Raw genomic sequence first — 19,886 nt, 5'->3', positions numbered from 1 at the left:
TCCATTCGTCGCAAAAATCATGAACACAACGAACGAACTTTCCGCCGCCACGGACGTGCGCGCCCTGCGCGTGAACGGCCAGCGCCTCTGGGACTCGCTGATGCAGCTCGCGCAGCTCGGCGCCACCGAGAAGGGCGGCGTGTGCCGCATCGCGCTCACCGACCTGGACCGCCAGGGCCGCGACCTCTTCACGCGCTGGGCGCGCGAGGCCGGCTGCGAGGTGCGCGTGGACGCCATCGGCAACATCTTCGCGCGCCGCGCGGGCCGCAACAACGCGCTGCCACCCATCACCACCGGCAGCCACATCGACACGCAGCCCACGGGCGGCAAGTTCGACGGCAACTACGGCGTGCTCGCGGGGCTCGAGGTGGTGCGCGCGCTAAACGATGCGGGCATCGAAACAGAAGCACCGCTCGAAGTGGCGGTGTGGACCAACGAGGAAGGTTCGCGCTTCGTGCCCGTGATGATGGGCTCGGGCGTGTTCGCCGGCGCCTTCACGCTGGAGCATGCGCTCGCGCAGCGCGACACCGAAGGCGTGAGCGTGGCCGAGGCGCTGTCGGCCATCGGCTACGCGGGCGCCGTGCCCGCCTCGGCGGCGGCGTCGCCGGTCGGTGCCTACTTCGAGGCGCACATCGAACAGGGGCCGGTGCTCGAAGCCAACGAGCGCGTCATCGGCGTGGTCGAGGGCGCGCTGGGCCAGCGCTGGTACGACGTGGTGGTGCAGGGCATGGAAGCCCATGCCGGCCCCACGCCGATGGAGCTGCGAAAAGATGCGCTGCTGGCCGCCGCCGAACTCGTGGTCGAGGTGAACCGCATCGCGCTGGCCCATGCGCCGCACGGGCGCGGTACGGTCGGCTGGATCGACAACTACCCGAACTCGCGCAACGTGATCCCGGGCCGCGTGAAGCTCAGCGTCGACCTGCGCGCGGCCGACGACGTGGTGCTGTCGGCCATGGACGCGGCCCTGAAAGAAGCCGTGCAGCGCATCGCCACGAAGGGCAAGGTCGAGGCGACGGCCGAGCAGGTCGTGTACTTCCCGCCGCAGCCGTTCACGCCCGCGCTGGTGTCGGCCGTGCGCGAGGCCGCGCAGGACCAGGGCATGACATGGATGAACGTGATCAGCGGCGCCGGCCACGACGCCGTATACCTGGCGCGCGTGTGCCCCGCGGCGATGATCTTCGTGCCCTGCCTGGACGGCATCAGCCACAACGAGATCGAGGACGCGCAGCCCGACCACCTCGAAGCCGGCTGCAATGTGCTGCTGCAGGCGATGCTGCAGAGCGCGGGAGTCGCCGCGTGAAGGCGGTGCTTCGCCGCATCGGCCTTCACTGCGTGATGGCGATGGGCATGGCCGCAGCGTCGACGGCGGCCCTGGCGGCCGGAGAGCCGATCCTGGTCGGCCAGTCCGCGGTGCTCACCGGCCCGTTCACGCCGAACAGCCTCGCGTTCATGGAAGGCCAGACGCTGTTCCTCGACCAGCTGAACAAGGCGGGCGGCGTCGGTGGCCGGCCCGTCAAGATGATCACCTACGACGACGCCTACATCCCCGAGAAGGCCGCGGCCAATGCCGAGAAGCTGCTCGGCACGGACCGCGTCGTCTGCCTGTTCGGAACCATGGGCACGGGCATCGGCGCGGCCATGGTGCCGGTGGCGGCGAAGTACGACAGCTTCATCTTCGGCGGGCTGACCGGCGCGGCGGTGCTGCGCGGGCCGAAGGTGCCGATCTATCACGTGCGGGAGTCGTATGCCGACGAGGTCTCGCGCGTGATGAACCACCTGACGACCATCGGCGTGACGCGCATCGCCATCGTCTCCAGCGACGATGCGTACGGCAAGGGCATCGAGAAGGACGCGCTGGCCGCGCTCGAGAAGAACAAGCAGCCGGCCCTGCTGTCGCTGCGCTTCGATCCGAAGGAAAAGGACCATCCCGCCATCGCGCAGCAGGTCATCGCGAGCGGGGCGCAGGCGGTGTACGTCATCGCGGCCGGCACGCCGGCGATCAACATCATCCGTTCGCTGGTGGCCGCGCCCATCCATCCGCAGATCTACACGAACTCGGTGGCGAGCTCGTTCCTTCTGTACAAGGAACTCGGCGACAAGAGCCGCGGCATCGTGCTGTCGCAGGTGGTGCCGCCGTTCTGGAAGACACGCTTTCCCATCGTCGACGAATACCAGCGCGCGAGGAAGGCCGCGGGCAGCGAAGGCGAAGGCTCCTACCTGGGGCTGGAGGGCTACATCACGGCCAAGGCCTTTGCGGAATCGCTGCAGCGCGTGAAGGGGCCGATCACCACCGAATCGCTGCGCCGCAGCATCGAGAACTCGCCGCCCATGAACCTGAACGGCTTCACGGTCGCGTTCCGTCCCGACAACCGCAACGGCTCCAGCTTCGGCGACATCACCATGCTGGGCAGCGCCGGAAAGTTTCCCCAATGAAAGTCCTGATCGCACGTCTCAACCACGAGACCAACACCTTCTCGCCCGTGCCCACGCCGCTCGCGGCCTTCGGGCCCGACGGCCCGACCTTCGGCGAACAGGCCTACGCCGACAACAAGGGCATGCGCACCGCGATGTCGGCCTTCATCGACCTGGCCGAAGCGGCCGGTGCGCAGCTCGTCACGCCGGTGTCGGCCTCTGCCAACCCGAGCGGACCGGTCGATGCGCAGGCCTACATCACGCTCACGCAATGCATCGTCGATGCGGCGCCGGGCTGCGACGCGATCCTGCTCGACCTGCACGGCGCGATGGTGGCGCAGAACAGCACCGACGGCGAAGGCGACCTGCTGGTGCGCCTGCGCGCCGCCGCGCCCGGCGTGCCGATCGGCGTGGCGCTGGACCTGCATGCCAACGTGACGCCCGCGATGGTGGAGAACGCCGACGTGATCGTCGGCTTCAAGACCTACCCGCACGTCGACATGTACGAGACCGGCGAGCACGCCGGCCGCCTGCTGTTCGACCTGCTGGCCGGGCGCAGCCAGCCGCACATGCGCTGGCGCCAGCTGCCGTTGATGGCGCACACGCTGCGCAGCGCCTCGTTCACCGGTGCGATGCAGCGGGCCATCGAGGCGGCGCGCGCGGCGGAGGAATCCGAGTCGCTGGCGGTATCGATCCTGGCGGGCTTCTCGCTGTCGGACATCACGGCACCGTGCATGAGCGTGATCGCGGTCGATGCGCAATCGCCCGCGCGCGCGCAGGCCACGGCCGACCGCATCGCGGCGCAGATGTGGGCCGAGCGCGAAGCCTTCATCTACCGCAGCGAGCCGCTGGCCGAGTCGGTCGCGCGCGCGAAGCTCATCGCCGGCGGTGCCACGCGCCCGGTGCTGCTGCTCGACCACGGCGACAACTGCATGTCGGGCGGCAGCTGCGACACCATGGACGTGCTGCAGGAGGCGCTGGCGCAGGGCCTGGACGGCATCGGCGTCGGGCCGCTGTGCGACCCCGAGGCGGTGGCCGCGCTGGTCGCGGCGGGCGAGGGGGCCGAAGTGACGGTGGCGCTGGGCAACAAGGTGTCGCTGGAAGGCATCGGCCTCGCGAAGACGCCGGTGCGGCTGACCGGCATGGTGCGAACCATCAGCGACGGCGAGTACGTGATCACCGGCCCCACCTACACCGGCCAGCGCAGCAGCATGGGGCGTACCGTGCTGTTCGACATCGGCGCGGCGCGCATCGTCGTCACCGAGCGCACGCAGGAGCCCTGGGACATCGGCGTGTTCGAGTGCGCCGGGCTCGACCCGCGCACCGAGCGCTTCCTGCTGCTGAAGTCGCGCATGTACTGCCGGCCGGTGTTCGAGCCGCTGTCGGCGGCGCTGGTGGAGTGCGACAGCCCGGGCGTGACCAGTTCCGACTACAGCCTGTTCCCGTTCAGCCAGGTGCGCCGGCCGGTGTTTCCGCTCGATGCGAACGCGGCGATGGACGCGCCGGCATAACCTGCCACGTCATCGACGCGCGGCGCGTGCCCCGCGACCATTCCTTCACCCCGCGCTGTTGCGGGTCGAACCCTCGAAAGGAACAGTCGCCATGAACACCGCCGCCCACGACGCCCACGCCATCGCCACGGGCTACATCGCCGTCTGGAACGAGACCGACGCTGCGCGCCGCGCTGATCGAAGCCAGCTGGACCGCCGACGCCCGCTATGTCGACCCCATGGCGCAGGCCAGCGGCCGCGAGCAGATCAGCGCGCTGGTCGGCGCGGTGCACCAGCGCTATCCGGGCTTTCGCTTCCACCTGCTCGGCAAGGCCGAGGCGCACGGCGACAACCTGCGCTTCTCGTGGACCCTGGGCCCGAGCGGTGCCGACGACCTGATCCAGGGCACCGACTTCGCGCAGGTCGACGCAGGCAAGCTGCGCGTGGTGACGGGCTTTCTCGACCGCGTGCCCGCAGGCGCGTGATGAAGCAGGCGGGTCAGTCGCCCGCCGGCCGACCGCGCCAGAGCTTGCGGTAGACCGTGGCGCGGCTGATGCCCAGCGTGCGCGCCGCCTCGGCCACGTTGCCGCGCGCGTCGGTCACCGCCTTGCGGATCAGGGCGGTCTCCACGTCGCGCAGGCGGGGGCGGCCATCGGTGGCGTCGCCGGGCATGCCGGGTACGCCGCCATGCTCGCTGCCGCCACGCTGGGCCCGCACCTGCACCCGCAGGCCCGACCACAGCGGCACCTCGAGCATCGCGTCGCCGCGCCGGGCGGCGTCGAACATCATGTGCAGCGGCAGCGCGAACAGGTCGTTGAAATGCAGGCCGCCGGCATGGCAGACCAGCGGCTGGTGCAGCATCTGCCGCGCCGCCGCGTTGGCCCCGGTGACATGGCCCGCGGCGTCGATGCACAGCAGGCCCTCGGTGGTCTCGCTGCTCGGGCAGCCGGGCCAGAGCAGGCGCAGCAGCAGCTCGCAGGGCTCGCGCTGCACCAGCAGGTTCTCGATGCTGCGCGCCGACAGCGTCGCCAGGTGGCGCAGCTCGGGCCGCTCGACCACCTGCACCCCCGTGAGGTCGAGCATGCCGATGCAGTCGCCCCGGGGGCCGAAGAGCGGGGCGCCGGCGCAGCTGTACACACTGGTGTCGTCAAAGAAGTGTTCACCCCGGTGCAGCCACACCGATTCCTGCTCGGCCAGCGCCGTGCCGATGGCGCTGGTGCCGATGGCGTTTTCGGACAGGTCGACGCCGATGCGCCCGATGTCGCGCGCATAGCGGGCGGCCGGGTCGGTGCCGTCGGGCAAGGTACCCACGTCGACCACGATGCCGCGGGCGTCGGTCAGGATGGCGAAATAGCGGGTGTCGGCAATGGCGCGCGAGAGCCGTTCGATCACCGGACGCGCCGCCGTGACCAGGGCCCGGTTGCATTCCGTGACCTCGCGGCTGGCGGTGCGGCTCACGGGCTCGAAGCTCACGCGCTGCTGGGGCCGGCGGCCGGCCTCCAGGCAGCGCTGCCAGGAGCGGGTGATGCCCGGGTCGACCCGCACGCTGCCGCGCGGGCGGGGGCCGTCGCCGTCGATCAGCTCGCGGCGCGCCTGCGCAATGGCCAGCGAGCGCTCAGCAGGAGGGGGGACGGCGGAAGCGGACATCATCGTGAAAGTTCTTCTTCGCGCGGGGAGGGCTGCTTTTGCGGGCCGGCCGGTTGGCAAGCTGTTTCATTTTGAGAATTTCCCGCGCTCTGTGCAAGTGTCAAGGGTTTTTGCCTAGGATAGTGCGAAAGGGCGGCATCCAAGATGCCTCGCTGAACCAGCCATCACCTTTCACGGAGACAGCCACATGCAGGTCGCTTTCAAGGTCAACGGCCGGCCGGTCACGGTCGACGCCCCACCCAACACCTTCCTTGTGCACGCGATCCGCGAGCACCTCCACCTCACCGGAACCCACGTCGGCTGCGACACCGCCCAGTGCGGCGCCTGCACGGTCCACCTGAACGGCCGCGCGGTCAAGTCGTGCAACATCCTGGTCGCGCAGGCGGCCGGCGCCGATGTCACCACCATCGAGGGCGTGGCCGCCGCCGACGGCACCATGCACCCCATGCAGGCGGCCTTCAAGGAATGCCACGGCCTGCAGTGCGGTTTCTGCACCCCGGGCATGGTCATGAGCGCCATCGACCTGTGCACCCACCACCCCAAATCGAGCGAATCGGAGATCCGCGAGCTGCTCGAGGGCAACCTGTGCCGGTGCACGGGCTACCAGAACATCGTCAAGGCCGTGAAGATGGGCGGCGAGGCCATGGCATCGGGCAATCCGGTGCCGACCCAGCAAACCACGGTCACGGCCTGAGGAGAGCGACATGGGCGCTTCCGACTTCTCCAACCTGCCGCACATCGGCGAGGCATTGCGGCGCAAGGAAGACTACCGCTTCCTGACCGGCGCGGGCAATTACACCGACGACATCACGCTGGCCAACCAGAGCCACGCCGTTTTCGTGCGCTCGCCGCACGCGCATGCCGTCATCAAGTCGATCGACATCGCCGAGGCCTCGAAGATGCCCGGCGTGGTCGGCATCTTCAGCGGCAAGGACATCGAAGGAAAGATGGGCGGGCTGCCCTGCGGCTGGCTCATCAACAACCCCGACGGCACCCCCATGAAGGAGCCGATGCACCCGATCCTGGCGATCAACAAGGTGCGCTACGTGGGCGACCACGTCGCCATGGTGGTGGCCGAGACGGTCGAGCAGGCCAAGAACGCGGCCGAGGCCGTGGTGGTCGACTACGACGTGCTGCCCGCCCTGGTGAGCGTGGCCGACGCCGCGAAGAAGGCCAGCGGCGTCACCCTGCACGACGAGGCGCCCGACAATCAGTGCTACAAGTGGGCGCTGGGCGACAAGGCGGCGGTCGATGCGGTGTTTGCCACCGCCGCGCACGTCACCAAGCTCGACCTGGTCAACAACCGGCTCGTGCCCAACCCGATCGAGCCGCGCGTGGCCATCGGCAGCTACAGCCGCGGCACCGACGACTACACGCTCTACGTGTCGAACCAGAACCCGCACGTCGAGCGTCTCCTGATGACGGCCTTCGTGCTGGGCCTGCCCGAGCACAAGGTGCGCGTGATCGCGCCCGACGTGGGCGGCGGCTTCGGCTCCAAGATCTTCCTGTACGCCGAAGACGTGTGCCTGACCTGGGCCGCCAAGCAGCTCAACCGCAACATCAAGTGGACGGCGGAGCGCTCGGAGTGCTTCCTGTCCGACGCGCACGGCCGCGACCACGTGAGCCACGCCGAGATGGCGATGGACAAGGACGGCAAGTTCCTGGCCATGCGCGTGCACACCGACGCCAATCTCGGCGCCTACCTGTCGACCTTCTCGACCGCGGTGCCGACCATCCTGTACGCCACGCTGCTCGCCGGCCAGTACACCACGCCGCAGATCTACGTCGAGGTCGATGCCTGGTTCACCAACACCTCGCCGGTCGACGCGTACCGCGGGGCCGGGCGGCCCGAGGCCACCTACCTGCTGGAGCGCCTGGTGTCGCGCTGCGCCTGGGAAATGAACCTGGGCCAGGACGAGATCCGCAAGCGCAACTTCATCACCAGCTTCCCGTACCAGACGCCCGTGGCGCTGCAGTACGACACCGGCGACTTCCATGCCTGCATGGACAAGGCGCGGGTGCTGGCCGAGGTCGACGGCTACGCCGCGCGCAAGGCGGCGACCGAGGCCAAGGGCAAGCTGCGCGGCATGGGCTATTCGAGCTACATCGAGGCCTGCGGCATCGCGCCGTCGAACATTGCGGGCGCGCTCGGCGCGCGCGCGGGCCTGTTCGAATGCGGCGAGATCCGCGTGCACCCGACCGGCAGCGTGACGGTGTTCACCGGTTCGCACAGCCACGGCCAGGGCCATGAAACCACCTTCGCGCAGGTCGTGGCGGCGCGCCTGGGCATTCCGGTCGAGAACGTCGACGTGGTGCACGGCGACACCGGTCGCGTGCCCTTCGGCATGGGCACCTACGGCTCGCGCTCCATCTCGGTGGGCGGCGCGGCCATCATGAAGGCGCTCGACAAGATCGAGACCAAGGCCAAGAAGATCGCCGCGCACCTCATGGAGGCGAGCGACGCCGACATCGAGTTCGCCAACGGCGAGTTCACCGTCAAGGGCACCGACAAGAAGATCCCGTTCGGCCAGGTGGCGCTCACGGCCTACGTGCCGCACAACTACCCGCTCGACAAGCTCGAGCCGGGCCTGAACGAAACCGCCTTCTACGACCCGACCAACTTCACCTTCCCGGGCGGCACCTACATCTGCGAGGTCGAGATCGACAAAGAGACCGGCGAGGTCAAGGTCGACCGCTTCACCGCGGTGGACGACTTCGGCACCATCATCAACCCGATGATCGTCGAGGGCCAGGTGCACGGCGGACTGGTGCAGGGCATCGGCCAGGCGCTGCTCGAGAACTGCGTGTACGACAACGAAACCGGCCAGCTGCTCACCGGCAGCTTCATGGACTACGCCATGCCGCGCGCCGGCGACTTCCCGCAGTTCAAGCTCGACACCGTCTGCACCCCCTGCACCCACAACCCGCTGGGCACCAAGGGCTGCGGCGAGGCGGGCGCCATCGGGTCGCCGCCGGCGGTCATCAACGCCGTGCTCGACGCGCTGGCGCCGCTGGGCGTCAAGGATTTCGACATGCCCGCTTCGTCCAGCCGCGTCTGGGAAGCGATGCAAGCCGCCGCCAAGCCCTGAACGACACAAGAAATAACAGAGAAGGAATCACCCCATGTATGCCTTCACACTCGAACGGCCCGCCAGCGTGGCGGACGCGGCCCGGCTCATCGCCGCGGGCGGCAAGCCACTGGCCGGCGGACAGACCCTGCTGGCCTCGATGAAGCTGCGGCTGTCGGCGCCTGAACAACTCGTCGACCTCGGCGGCATCAAGGAACTCACCGGCATCAAGAAGGACGGCGGCGCGATCACCCTCGGTGCCATGTCGCGCCACCTCGACGTGGCGAACAATGCCGACGTGAAGGCCGCGTACCCCGCGCTGGCCGACCTCGCGTCGCGCATCGGCGACCGGCAGGTGCGCGCGATGGGCACCGTCGGCGGCTCGGTGGCCAACAACGACCCCGCGGCGTGCTACCCGAGCGCGGTGCTGGCCTCGGGCGCGACCATCGTCACCTCGAAGCGCGAGATTGCGGCCGACGACTTCTTCCAGGGCCTGTTCACCACGGCACTTGAAGAAGACGAACTGATCGTCGCCATCCGCTTCCCGATTCCGAAGCGCGCGGTGTACGAGAAGCTGCGCCAGAAGGCCTCGAACTTCCCGCTGGTCGGCATCTTCCTGGCGCAGTACGACAGCGGCGTGCGCGTGGCCGTCACCGGCGCGGGCAACGGCGTGTTCCGCCACGCCGGGCTCGAGGATGCGCTCAACAAGAGCTTCACCGCCGCGGCAGCTGCCGCCGTGAAGATCGACGCGAGCGACCTGAACAGCGACCTGCATGCCTCGGCCGCCTATCGCGCGAACCTGATCAGCGTGCTGACCCAGCGCGCCGTGACCAAAGCACTCGGCTGAAGCAGCCCAGCGCCGTCGCCCACCGGAAGGCGCGACACCCTCGTGTCTTCCGCTACGCTTGCCCATGATCTTCCCGACCATCGACGCCCTTTCCGACGGCTTGCGGCAGGCCGGCTACTTTGCCGACCGCCGCCTGGCCACCGCGGTGTTCCTTGCGCTCAAGCTGCAGCGCCCGCTGCTGCTCGAAGGCGAGCCCGGCGTCGGCAAGACCGAGCTGGCCAAGGCACTGTCGACGGCCCTGAACCGCGAGCTGCTGCGCCTGCAGTGCTACGACGGCATGGAGCAGCGCGAGGCGCTCTACGAATGGAACTACGCCGCGCAGCTGCTGCACATGCGCGCGGCCGAAGCCACCGGGGCAGCACGCGACGTGGAGGCCGAGGTCTACCAGCCGCACTACCTGATCCGCCGCCCGCTGCTGCAGGCACTGCAGACACCGGCCCCCGGCTCGGTGCTGCTGATCGACGAGGTCGACCGCGCCGACGAGCCCTTCGAAGCCTTCCTGCTCGAGTACCTGGGCGAGTACCAGGTCAGCATTCCCGAGCTGGGCACCGTGCGCGCCGTGGTGCCGCCGGTCACTTTGCTCACCAGCAACCGCACGCGCGAGCTCAACGACGCCGTGAAGCGGCGCTGCCTCTACCACTGGCTCGACTACCCCGAGCGCGAGCGCGAGCTGGCCATCGTGCGCGCGCAGGTGCCGCAGGCCGGCGAGGCGCTGTCGGCGCAGGTGGCGGCGTTCGTCGCGCGGCTGCGCTCGGCGCCGTTCGTCAACGCCTTCCAGCGCGCGCCCGGCATCGCCGAAAGCGTGGAGTGGGCGCGGGCGCTCATTGCGCTCGACACCGTCGAGCTCGACCCCGAGGTGGTCGTCGACACCGCCGGCATCCTGTTCAAGCAGCGCGACGACGTGGCGGCGCTGACGCACGAGCTGGCCTCCGACCTGTTGAGGCCCGAGGAACCGCTCGCGAGCTGAGCGAGGCCGAGGCACCTACATGGCCGGCATCCAGCAACTCGGCGACGTGCGCAGCGGCAAGCTGGCGGGCAACATCGCCGCCTTCGGCCGCGCACTGCGCCGCGCCGGCGTGCGCACCGACGCCATGCGCATCGCGCTCGCCACCGAGGCGGCCACGCTGGTCGGCGTGGAAGACAAGCTCGACCTGGGCGCCGCCATGGAAGCCGTGATGGTCAGCCGCGAGCAAGACCGGCTGGTGTTCCGCGAACTCTTCGACGCGTGGTTCCGCGACCCCGAGCTGGCCAACAAGCTGCTCGCCCAGATGCTGCCCAGCGCCGAGGGCAAGGCCGAGCCCTCCAAGCGCCGCCCGCGCGTGCGCGAGGCGCTGAGCCCGCCGCGCGACGCCGTGAAGCCCGCGGCACCGACCAAGCCCGACGAGGAGATCAAGTTCGACGCCGCCATGACGGCCAGCGACCGCCAGCGGCTGCAGCATGCCGACTTCAACGCGCTGGGCGCGGCCGAGTACCGCCTGGTCGAGCGGCTGGCGCGCGACATCCGCTTGCCGGTGCCCGAACTGCCCGCGCGCCGCCTGCGCCCGGCGGGCGACGCGGGCCGGGCGCACGCCCGCATGCACTGGCCCGGCGTGCTGCACGAGGCGGCCCGCACCGGCGGCGAGATCCTGCGCCTGCCCCGGCTGGCGCGGCGCGAGCAGCCCTTGCCGCTGCTGGTGCTGGTCGATGTGTCGGGTTCGATGGAGCGCTACGCCCGCTTGCTGCTGGCCTTTCTGCATGCCGCCACGCGGCGCGCTGGCCGGCGCGACGTGTTCGCCTTCGGCACGCGGCTGACCGACCTCACGCCGGCTTTCCGGCTGGCCGACACCGACGCCATGCTGGGCGCCGCCAGCCTGGCCATCGACGACTTCGCGGGCGGCACGCGGCTGGGCGGCTCGCTGGCCGAGCTGCGCCAGTCGCACGCGCGCCGGCTCATCGGCCGCCGCACGCTGGTGCTGGTAATCAGCGACGGCCTCGACACGGGCGAGCCCGCGCAGCTCGAGACTGAACTGCAGTGGCTGAAGCGCCATTCGCGCCGGCTGTTGTGGCTCAACCCGCTGCTGCGCTTCGAGGGCTACGCCCCTCTGGCGCGTGGGGCCGCCGTGCTGCACCGCCATGCGGACGCGATGCTGGCGGTCCACAATCTGAATGCACTCGAACAGCTGGCCGCCAGCCTGGCCGCGCTGATGCGCGCCAGTCGCTAGGCCAGCGCCCAGGAAGGAACAAAGGAAACCCACCATGGAAATGCTCGGAAACCGCCGCCTCGGCGTCACCCAACAACAGGCCTGGGACGCGCTCAACGATCCCGAGACGCTCAAGAAGTGCATCCCCGGCTGCGACAAGTTCGAGCTCACGGGCGACAACACCTACAGCGTGGCGCTGGCCGTGAAGATCGGCCCGGTGTCGGCCAAGTTCAGCGGCAAGGTGATGCTGTCGGACATCGTCGCGCCCGACGGCTACAAGCTCACTTTCGAGGGGCAGGGCGGCGTGGCGGGGTTTGCGAAGGGCTCGTCGAGCGTGTCGCTCAAGCCGGTGGCCGTGGCCGACAGCGCACCCACCGCAGAGGGCGCACCTGCTGCCGAAGCCGCCCCCGTGGCTCCAACTCCTGCCGGCTGCGAACTCGACTACACCGTGCAGGCCCAGGTCGGCGGCAAGATCGCCCAGCTCGGCCAGCGCCTGATCGACGGCGCGGCCAAGTCCACCGCCGACGATTTCTTCAAGCGCTTCGAGGCCGAGATGCAAAGCCGCTACGGCCCGCCGCCTGCACCGCCCGCGGAAGCGGCGGCCGAGGCGCCCGCCGAGAAGGCCGGCGTGATGTCGGGCCTCATGAAGAAGATGGGCTTCGGCAAGAAGGACGGCGAGGACGCCGCCACCCCGGGCGACGCCGCCTGACGCACAAGGTCCTGCCATGGAAAACCTCGACGTCATGGTGCTGCGCACGCTGCGCGACTGGCGGCGTGCCGGCAAGCGCGCGCTGCTGACCACCGTGGTGCGCACCTGGGGCTCGTCGCCGCGGCCCGTGGGCTCGATCATGGCGCTGGCCGAGGACGGCGCCGTGGTCGGCTCGGTCTCGGGCGGCTGCATCGAGGACGACCTCATCGCGCGCTACAGCCACGCCCACGGCAAGGGCGAAGACGTGCCGCTGGGCGCGCCGCCCGCGCTCGTCAAGTACGGCATCACGGCCGACGAGGCACACCGCTTCGGCCTGCCCTGCGGCGGCACGCTCGAGCTGCTGCTCGAATACGCGCCCGACGCCGACGCGCTCGACACGCTGGTCGCCGAACTCGAACGCGGCAAGCTCATGCGCCGCACGGTGACGCTGGCCACCGGCGCGGTGCGGCTGGCCGAGGCGACCGCGCCCGACGAGCTCACGGTGAACGACACCGAGCTCACCAACACCTTCGGCCCCGAGTACCGCATGCTGCTGATCGGCGCCGGCCAGCTCGCCGAGTACCTGGCGACGATGGCCAAGTTCAGCGGCTTCGCCGTGACCCTGTGCGACCCGCGCGCCGAGTACCGCACCGCGTGGACGCTGTCCGGCGTGACGATCACCACCGAGATGCCCGACGACGCCGTGCTGGCCTTCAAGCCCGACCGCCGCAGCTGCGTGGTCGCGCTGACGCACGACCCCAAGCTCGACGACCTCGCGCTGCTCGAGGCATTGCAGAGCGAGGCCTTCTACGTGGGCGCCATCGGTTCGCGCCGCAACGCCGACGCACGGCGCGACCGCATGATCGAGCACTTCGACCAGACGGCCGAATCGCTCGCGCGCCTGCGCGGGCCCATCGGCATCTTCATCGGCAGCAAGACGCCGCCCGAGATCGCGGTGAGCGTGATGGCGGAGATCCTGGCGGTGAAGAACGCGGTGACCTTGCCGCGCGAAGTGGAAGTGGCGCGCGCCAAGGAAATCCAGCAGCTGCAACCCAGCTGAACTGAACCGACCTGCTGCGCGGGACTCAGTCCACGCCCAGCAGGTCGTAAATGCGGCGCACGTACTCGCCGAACTCCGGGCTGGTCTTCACGTGCAGCTTGCGCGGCTCGGGCAGCTCGATGCGAAAGAAGTCGGCCATGCGCGCCGGCCCGGCCGTGAGCACGGCGCAATGCGAGCCCAGGAACACCGCCTCCTGGATGCTGTGCGTGACCACGATGAAGGTCTTGCGGCTGCGCTCCCAGATGCGCAGCATCTCCAGGTTCATCTTCTCGCGCGTGAGCGCATCGAGCGCGCCGAAAGGCTCGTCCATGAGCACCAGCTTCGGGTCGTGGATGAGCGCGCGTGCGATGGCGGCGCGCTGCTGCATGCCGCCCGAGAGTTCGTAGGGCAGCTTGTCGGCGAAGCCCGTGAGGCCGACCATGTCGAGCAACTGGTGCGCGCGTGCCTTGGCGGCCTTGCGGTCCAGCCCGAGGATGTCGGCGGGCAGCAGCACGTTCTCGAGAATGGTGCGCCACTTCAGCAGCAGCGGCTGCTGGAACACCATGCCGACGTCGCGGCCCGGGTTGAAGCCCGTGCCGCCAGGGCCGCCGATTTCGAGCGTGCCGCCGTCGTGGCCGTGCAGGCCCGAGAGAATTTTCAGCAGCGTCGACTTGCCACAACCCGAGGGGCCGACCAGCGAGATCATGTCGCCCGCATGCACGTCCATCGTGACGTCGGAGACGGCGAGGAACTCCTCGTTGCGCTTGCGGTAGACCTTGCGCAGCTGCCGCATGCGGATCAGCGGCGCGGGCTCCTGCGGTTGCAGCACGGCGCTCATGCCAGCCACCGTGCCAGGTTGTCGCGCACGAAGGCGTCGTCGGCCAGGTCGCCGTGCTGGCGGTAGACGCGATCGATCTCCGCCGATTGGCCCTGGCCCAGGCCTTCTTCGGGATCGAGGCACCAGATGCCTTCGAGCAGGCCCTGGCGCCGCAGCACCTCGTGGCAGCCCGCGATGCAGCCGTGGAAGTTGTTCGCCACGTCGAAGAAGGCGGCGTTGCAGTCGGTCACGCGCGAATCGAGCGCGAGCAGGGCGGGGCTCAGCGCGCCGCCGCTGGCGGCCAGCTCGGCCTTGATCTGCTGCAGCTGGTGCACCGCGCTCGACGTCCACACCGACCAGTGGCCCAGCAGGCCGCCGCGAAAGCGCACCTGCACGGGCGCGCCGTCGCGCATTGCGGCAAAGGGCAGCGCCAGGTCGAGCACGATGTGGTCGTCGTTGCCGGTGTAGAGGAACACGCGCTCCTCGGCGCGCGCATCGACCAACCCGCGCACCACGTCGATGCTGCGGTAGCGGTTGAAGGGCGCGACCTTGATCGCCAGCGCGTTCGGAATGAGCGCGAAGCGGCGCCAGAAGTCGCTCGAGAGGATCGGGCCGCCGACCACGGTCTGCAGGTAGAAGCCGATCAGCGGGATCTCCTGCGCCACCGCCTCGCAGTGGGCGATGAGCGCGTCTTCCGACGACCCGGCCAGCGCCGCCAGGCTCAGCAGCCCTGCGTGATAGCCGAGAGCCACGGCTGTGCGCGCCTCGGCCTGCGCCTGCGCGGTCGGGCCGCACAGCCCGGCGATCATCGCCATCGGGCGGTCGTTCCAGGCGAGGCGGTCCTGCATCGCGGCCTCGAGCACGGTGGCGTACAGGCCGCGCTCGCGGATCGCGAACTGCGTGGTGTGCACGCCCACCGCGAGGCCGCCCACGCCGGCATCGACGTAGTAGCGCGTGAGCGCGCGCTGGCGCTGGCGGTCGAACTGGCGGTCGGCGTCGAGCGCGAGCGGATGCGCCGGGATGACGGTGCCTTGCGACAGCAGCGCAAGCACGTCGGCGGGAAGGTCGGAGCGGTTCAGTGGCATGGGAAAAGGTCCTCAGGCGAACTCGGGGCCGGCGATGGCGTGGATGAAGGCGGGGTGTCCGGTGGGCGGCTGCGCGCCCTCGCGCGTGGCCAGCGCCATGCGTGCGAAGCTGCGTTGGGGTGTGAAGCCGGCGGCGCGCAATGCGGCAGCCATGGCCTTGCGGTCGTCGGGTACGTCGACATAGATGCGGCCGTCGATGCCGCGTGCGGCCTGTGTCAGCAGCGCGGCGGCCGTGGCCTCATCGGACGACAGCAGCGGCCCGATGTGGTGCGCGGTGCGGCCCGCACGCACGAGGCCGAAGCCCAGGCCGTTGCGCACGCAGCGGCTGTCGTCGCGCCCGAGCAGGTCGGCGAGCACGGCGGGGCGCGCGAAACCCAGCGCCTGCGCGTCGAGCGCGGCGAGGTTGTCGAGGGCTGGCTTGTCCGTGGCGAGCGATGCGGTGGCGGGCGCGGCCTCGCGCTGCCAGCGCGTGAGCCGCCACAGCGGCGTGAAGCCGAAGCTCGCATAGAGCGGCTCGCCCTGCGGCGTGGCGTCGAGCATCGCGACGAGGCCGGCGGTCTTCACCTGGTCGAGGCAGCGCGCGAACACCGCGCGGCCCAGGCCTTGACCGCGCGCGGCAGGCATCACGAGGATCATGCTGATCCAGGCCACGCCTTCCATCGGCAGCACGGCACCGCTGGCGACGAGCTGGTCCTCGCCATCGCGCACGCCATGCACCGTGCCGAGCCGCTCGAACAGCCGCCAGTCGAGCGCGGTCTGGTTCCAGCCGCTCGCGGCAACCAGCGCGTCGAGCATCGGGGCGATGCCGGGCGTGATCGACGTGAGGGCTTCGACGGCGGGCATGGTCATGGGCTCAGTACTTGCCGTCGCGCGATTCGAACTTCGTGGGCTTGCCGTACTGGCGCTGCTCGCGCGAGATCCAGTCAGCCACCCAGCGGATCTGCTGCGCCAGCGGCACGCGCGGGTAGCCGAACAGGCGCTCGGCTTCGCCGGTGTTCATCAGCCACGCGGTCGGGGCCTCTTGCCCGCTGATCGTCACGGGCTTGTCGAACTGGCGCGCGAACTCTTCCGCGAGCCAGCGGATCGACGTCGTCTCGGGCCCGCTCACGTTGAGCGGCGAGGTCGGCACGGTGGCCGCCGCGAGGCAGCGCAGCGCCTGTGCGTTCGCGTCGCCCTGCCAGATCACGTTGACGTGGCCCATGGTCACGTCGACCGGCTCGCCGCGCCACACCTTGAGCGCCACGTCGGCCAGCACGCCGTAGCGCAGGTCGATGGCGTAGCTCAGGCGGAACAGGCGCCCCGGCGTGCCGTGGCGCTGAGAGAAGTACTCGAACATGCGCTCGCGGCCCACGCACGAGTTGGCGTACTCGCCGGGCGGGTTGGGCGCGTCGCTCTCGCTCGCGCCCTGGCTGGTCACTGGCACGAAGGGGTACACGCAAGCGGTCGAGAAGGCGACGATGCGCGAAGCGTGGAAGTGCTCGGCCACCAGCGCCGGCACGTGCGCGTTCATGGCCCAGGTCAGCGGGTTGTCGGCGTCGGCGCCGAACTTGCGCCCGGCCATGAAGACCACGTTGGCGCACGGCGGCAGCGCGGCGATGGCGGCGCGGTCGAGCAGGTCGCAGGCGATGGTCTCGATGCCGTGTGCTTCGAGCGCTTCGCGCACGCCGGCTTCGCTGAAGCGGGCGACGGCGATCACGCGGCGACCGGGCATGGCGTTCTTGGCGAGGCGGGCCAGCGTGGGGCCCATCTTGCCGCCCACGCCGAGGATCATCAGGTCGCCGTCGAGGCGGGCCATGTCGCGCACGAGGTCACGCGAGGGCGTGGCCAGGTAGTCTTCAAGCGCGGCTTCGCTCTCGAAGCGCTCGGGAAAGGGCAGGTCGTCGAGGACTGGCGTGGAGGTCATTGGATTCTTGCGTCCTGGGTGATGAAGAGGCGCTCCAGCAGAAGCACCAGCAGATAGAGCAGCACGCCCAGGCCCGTGATGAGCAGCACGGCCATGAAGACCGCGGGCGTGTCCAGCGAGGCCTGGACCTGGATCATCAGATAGCCCAGGCCGCGTTCCGAGGCGATGAACTCGCCCACCACCGCGCCCGCCACGGCGAGGATGGTGGCGACCTTCATGCCCGAGAACACGTACGGCAGCGAGCCCGGCAGCTGGATGTAGCGAAACAGCTGCCAGCGCGAACCCTTGAGCGCGCGCACGAGGTCGAGCAGCTCGGGCTCGGTCTCGTTCAGGCCGCGGATGGTGGTCAGCAGGATCGGGAAGAAGCACAGGCTGAACGTGATGAGGATGTTCGGCCCGATGCCGTAGCTGAACCACACGATCACCAGCGGCCCCATCGCCACCTTCGGGATCATGTTGAGCGTGACCAGCAGTGGGAACACCAGCAGCATCAGCCGCTTGCTGGTGATGAAGAGCAGCGCGCAAAGAATGCCGAGCACCAGCCCCAGCGCGTAGCCGCCGAACACTTCGAGCGCGGTGACGCCGGTGTTCTTGAGCCAGCTGTAGTTCGGATTGGCCAGGGTGGCCAGCACCTTCGAGGGCGCCGGCAGGATGAAGGGCTGGATCGCGAAGACCCGCACCGCCAGCTCCCACAGCGCGATGCCCGCCAGATGCACCGCGACCACGAGGGCCCAGCGCTGCCATTCGGGGCGCTCGCCCGACAGGGGCGTGGAAGCGAGGGGCGCCAGCGCGCCGTCGGGTGCCGTCATGTCTGTTCCTGGGTCAGGGAAGAAGCAATGCGGCGAATCATAGGAGTCGCCACGACCCGAGTCAACCAACTAGTTGATAATTTTCATGCGGCAGCCTTGTCGGGTCGCAAGGCGTTGAGCGCGAACTCGATCACGTGCCGGCGCCGCTGCAGCAGCGCGCCGCGCGCGTCGAGCGGTTTGCCGAAGATGGCCGACAGCGTGTGGTTGTTGGAGAAGAAGAAGTACGAGATGCCGGCGATCGAGATGTAGAGGTTGATCGCGTCGAAGTCGGGCCGGAACACGCCGGCCGCCACACCGCGCTTGAGCGTGGCTTCGAGCATCTCGATGAAGGGCGAGTGCATCTTCTGCAGCCGCTCCGACTCGCGCAGGTGCGCGCCGTGGTTGCGGTTCTCGTCGGCCAGCAGCGCGATGAACTCGGGGTGCTCGGCCAGGTAGTCGAACGAGAAGGCCACCAGCTGCTTCATGGCCTCCAGCGGCTCCAGCGCGTCGAGCGTGAGCTTCTGTTCCTTCTCGCGGATCTCGGCATAGACCGATTCGAGCGCGACCAGGTACAGCCCCTGCTTGCTGTCGAAGTAGTGGTACACGAGCTGCTTGTTGACGCCGGCGTTGGCGGCGATCTCGTCGACGCGCGCGCCTGCGAAGCCCTTGGTGGCGAACTCGGCCACCGCGGCGGCGATGAGGGCTTGCTTGGCGGCGACGGGGTCGCGCTCGCGTTTCGTTGCGACGGCGGTGCGGGCGGGGGTGGCGGGGCTCGCGGGCTTGGTGGCGGTCATGGTGTTTTTGATTCTCCCGGCAGGGGCAACGCAGTCTGGATGATCTGGATTGCCTGTCAACCAAACAGTTGGTAATATGAATTTCAGGACCTGTTTTTACCTTCTTTTGGAGTGTTCCGCATGAAAAAGCTGTTGTCGGCCGCCGGCGCCACCGCCTTGCTCATGGCCTCGGCCCCTGCCGCATTCGCGGCCGATGCCATGAGCCTGATGCTCAACTGGACACCCACGGCCGATCATGCGCCGATCTATTTCGCGAAGGCCAAGGGCTGGTACACCGAGGCGGGCATCGACCTGAACATCGAGGCCGGCAAGGGCTCGGCCGTGTCGGCGCAGCGCGTGGGCACCGGCGGCAGCGACCTCGGGATTTCCGACCTGCCCACCACGATCCAGGCCAAGGGCAAGGGCGCCGACGTGAAGGCCGTGATGGTCATCTACGCCAACAGCCCGCAGGGCTTCTACTGGCTCAAGTCGTCGGGCATCAACGGGCCGAAAGATTTCGCGGGCCGCAAGATCGGCAATCCGCCGGGCGACGCCGCGCGCCTCATGTGGCCGGCCTTCGCCAAGAAGGTGGGGCTCGACCCGGCCAGCGTGACCTTCGTCAACGTGAGCCCGCAGGCCAAGGTGGCGGCGCTGAAGAGCAAGTCGGTCGACATCATCAGCGACTTCTACAACGAGCACGACCTGAAGGCGCGCGAGTTCGGCGCCGACCTGGGCTTCCAGTCGTGGCGCGACGCGGGCGTGAACGTGTACGGCAACTCGCTGATCGTGAACGGCCCCTACCTCGCGAAGAACCCCGGCCAGGTGAAGAAGTTCGTGGCCGTGACCCAGCGTGCCTACGACGCCTGCGTGAAGAGCTTCGAGCCCTGCCTGCAGGCGCTTCAGGCCAGCGTGAGCGGCCTCACGCCCGACAACCAGCGCGACCAGTGGAACCGCATCAAGCAGCTGATGCGCGACGACACCACCACCAAGGTGGCGCTCGGCGCTTTCGACGGTGCGCGCGTGAAGGCCGACTACGAACTGGTGTCTTCGCTGATCGGCATCGACAAGGCCTACGACCCGGCGACGCTGTTCACCAACGAGTTCCTCGACAAGGGCGTGCGCATGGCGCCCAACTGATGGGAAGAAGTC

18 protein-coding genes and 1 pseudogene are annotated in these 19,886 nt (G+C 69.3%); 12 read left to right on the top strand and 7 right to left on the bottom strand.

Annotated features, from left to right (window positions below; genetic code table 11):
- Positions 1 to 19: 19 nt before the first annotated feature.
- The 4 genes and pseudogenes from ACAM52_RS18190 to ACAM52_RS18175 all read left to right on the top strand — a co-directional run bounded on the left by ACAM52_RS18190 (position 20) and on the right by ACAM52_RS18175 (position 4,387).
- Positions 20 to 1,300: a Zn-dependent hydrolase gene (locus tag ACAM52_RS18190; protein WP_369644194.1), complete on the top strand. Its 1,281-nt coding sequence runs from the start codon at positions 20 to 22 to the stop codon at positions 1,298 to 1,300.
- Positions 1,297 to 2,433, top strand: a complete 1,137-nt coding sequence (locus tag ACAM52_RS18185; RefSeq protein ID WP_369644193.1) for an ABC transporter substrate-binding protein — start codon at positions 1,297 to 1,299, stop codon at positions 2,431 to 2,433. The genes ACAM52_RS18190 and ACAM52_RS18185 overlap by 4 nt, the downstream gene beginning before the upstream one ends.
- A complete protein-coding gene (locus ACAM52_RS18180) occupies positions 2,430 to 3,923 on the top strand; it encodes a M81 family metallopeptidase (RefSeq protein ID WP_369644192.1) in 1,494 nt (497 codons plus the stop codon). The genes ACAM52_RS18185 and ACAM52_RS18180 overlap by 4 nt, the downstream gene beginning before the upstream one ends.
- 91 nt (positions 3,924 to 4,014) lie before the next feature.
- Positions 4,015 to 4,387 (top strand): annotated as a pseudogene (locus ACAM52_RS18175) (nuclear transport factor 2 family protein).
- Positions 4,388 to 4,400: 13 nt separating this feature from the next.
- Here ACAM52_RS18175 and ACAM52_RS18170 read toward each other — a convergent pair.
- The gene (locus ACAM52_RS18170; RefSeq protein WP_369647752.1) at positions 4,401 to 5,549 is read right to left on the bottom strand and encodes a helix-turn-helix domain-containing protein; all 1,149 of its coding nucleotides are present in this window, start codon (positions 5,547 to 5,549) and stop codon (positions 4,401 to 4,403) included.
- Positions 5,550 to 5,736: 187 nt separating this feature from the next.
- On the opposite strand from ACAM52_RS18170, the gene ACAM52_RS18165 reads away from it, so the two are divergent.
- From ACAM52_RS18165 to ACAM52_RS18135, 7 genes are all read left to right on the top strand, one after another.
- Positions 5,737 to 6,243 (top strand): (2Fe-2S)-binding protein, encoded by a 507-nt coding sequence (locus ACAM52_RS18165; protein WP_062468730.1) that lies wholly within the window; start codon positions 5,737 to 5,739, stop codon positions 6,241 to 6,243.
- A 10-nt stretch (positions 6,244 to 6,253) separates the two neighbouring features.
- Positions 6,254 to 8,638 (top strand): xanthine dehydrogenase family protein molybdopterin-binding subunit, encoded by a 2,385-nt coding sequence (locus ACAM52_RS18160; RefSeq protein WP_159274619.1) that lies wholly within the window; start codon positions 6,254 to 6,256, stop codon positions 8,636 to 8,638.
- A 34-nt stretch (positions 8,639 to 8,672) separates the two neighbouring features.
- Positions 8,673 to 9,464, top strand: coding sequence for a xanthine dehydrogenase family protein subunit M (locus ACAM52_RS18155; RefSeq protein ID WP_159274620.1), 792 nt, complete (start codon positions 8,673 to 8,675; stop codon positions 9,462 to 9,464).
- 64 nt (positions 9,465 to 9,528) lie between these two features.
- On the top strand, positions 9,529 to 10,431 hold the full coding sequence (locus tag ACAM52_RS18150; protein ID WP_095744327.1) for a MoxR family ATPase: 903 nt from the start codon (positions 9,529 to 9,531) through the stop codon (positions 10,429 to 10,431).
- A 19-nt stretch (positions 10,432 to 10,450) separates the two neighbouring features.
- Positions 10,451 to 11,665: a VWA domain-containing protein gene (locus ACAM52_RS18145; protein ID WP_095744328.1), complete on the top strand. Its 1,215-nt coding sequence runs from the start codon at positions 10,451 to 10,453 to the stop codon at positions 11,663 to 11,665.
- 34 nt (positions 11,666 to 11,699) lie between these two features.
- A complete protein-coding gene (locus ACAM52_RS18140) occupies positions 11,700 to 12,353 on the top strand; it encodes a CoxG family protein (protein ID WP_369644191.1) in 654 nt (217 codons plus the stop codon).
- A gap of 16 nt (positions 12,354 to 12,369) precedes the next feature.
- The gene (locus tag ACAM52_RS18135; RefSeq protein ID WP_062468715.1) at positions 12,370 to 13,392 is read left to right on the top strand and encodes an XdhC family protein; all 1,023 of its coding nucleotides are present in this window, start codon (positions 12,370 to 12,372) and stop codon (positions 13,390 to 13,392) included.
- Between the two features lie 25 nt (positions 13,393 to 13,417).
- On the opposite strand, the gene ACAM52_RS18130 is transcribed toward ACAM52_RS18135, so the two are convergent.
- From ACAM52_RS18130 to ACAM52_RS18105, 6 genes are all read right to left on the bottom strand, one after another.
- Positions 13,418 to 14,209, bottom strand: a complete 792-nt coding sequence (locus ACAM52_RS18130; RefSeq protein ID WP_369644190.1) for an ABC transporter ATP-binding protein — start codon at positions 14,207 to 14,209, stop codon at positions 13,418 to 13,420.
- Positions 14,206 to 15,273 (bottom strand): dihydrodipicolinate synthase family protein, encoded by a 1,068-nt coding sequence (locus ACAM52_RS18125; RefSeq protein WP_369644189.1) that lies wholly within the window; start codon positions 15,271 to 15,273, stop codon positions 14,206 to 14,208. Before ACAM52_RS18125 ends, ACAM52_RS18130 begins: the two co-directional genes overlap by 4 nt.
- A gap of 12 nt (positions 15,274 to 15,285) precedes the next feature.
- Positions 15,286 to 16,122 (bottom strand): GNAT family N-acetyltransferase, encoded by an 837-nt coding sequence (locus ACAM52_RS18120; protein WP_369644188.1) that lies wholly within the window; start codon positions 16,120 to 16,122, stop codon positions 15,286 to 15,288.
- A 4-nt stretch (positions 16,123 to 16,126) separates the two neighbouring features.
- The gene (locus tag ACAM52_RS18115) at positions 16,127 to 17,176 is read right to left on the bottom strand and encodes an NAD(P)-dependent oxidoreductase (protein ID WP_159277848.1); all 1,050 of its coding nucleotides are present in this window, start codon (positions 17,174 to 17,176) and stop codon (positions 16,127 to 16,129) included.
- The gene (locus tag ACAM52_RS18110) at positions 17,173 to 17,985 is read right to left on the bottom strand and encodes an ABC transporter permease (RefSeq protein WP_095946875.1); all 813 of its coding nucleotides are present in this window, start codon (positions 17,983 to 17,985) and stop codon (positions 17,173 to 17,175) included. Before ACAM52_RS18110 ends, ACAM52_RS18115 begins: the two co-directional genes overlap by 4 nt.
- An 83-nt stretch (positions 17,986 to 18,068) precedes the next feature.
- Positions 18,069 to 18,758 (bottom strand): TetR family transcriptional regulator, encoded by a 690-nt coding sequence (locus ACAM52_RS18105; RefSeq protein WP_307584907.1) that lies wholly within the window; start codon positions 18,756 to 18,758, stop codon positions 18,069 to 18,071.
- A 120-nt stretch (positions 18,759 to 18,878) separates the two neighbouring features.
- On the opposite strand from ACAM52_RS18105, the gene ACAM52_RS18100 reads away from it, so the two are divergent.
- On the top strand, positions 18,879 to 19,874 hold the full coding sequence (locus ACAM52_RS18100; RefSeq protein WP_307584909.1) for an ABC transporter substrate-binding protein: 996 nt from the start codon (positions 18,879 to 18,881) through the stop codon (positions 19,872 to 19,874).
- Positions 19,875 to 19,886: the final 12 nt, after the last annotated feature.

The sequence above is a fragment of the Variovorax sp. V118 genome (genome assembly GCF_041154445.1).
Classification (GTDB): Bacteria; Pseudomonadota; Gammaproteobacteria; order Burkholderiales; family Burkholderiaceae_C; genus Variovorax; species Variovorax boronicumulans.
This window is presented reverse-complemented; position numbering and strand designations above follow the sequence as displayed.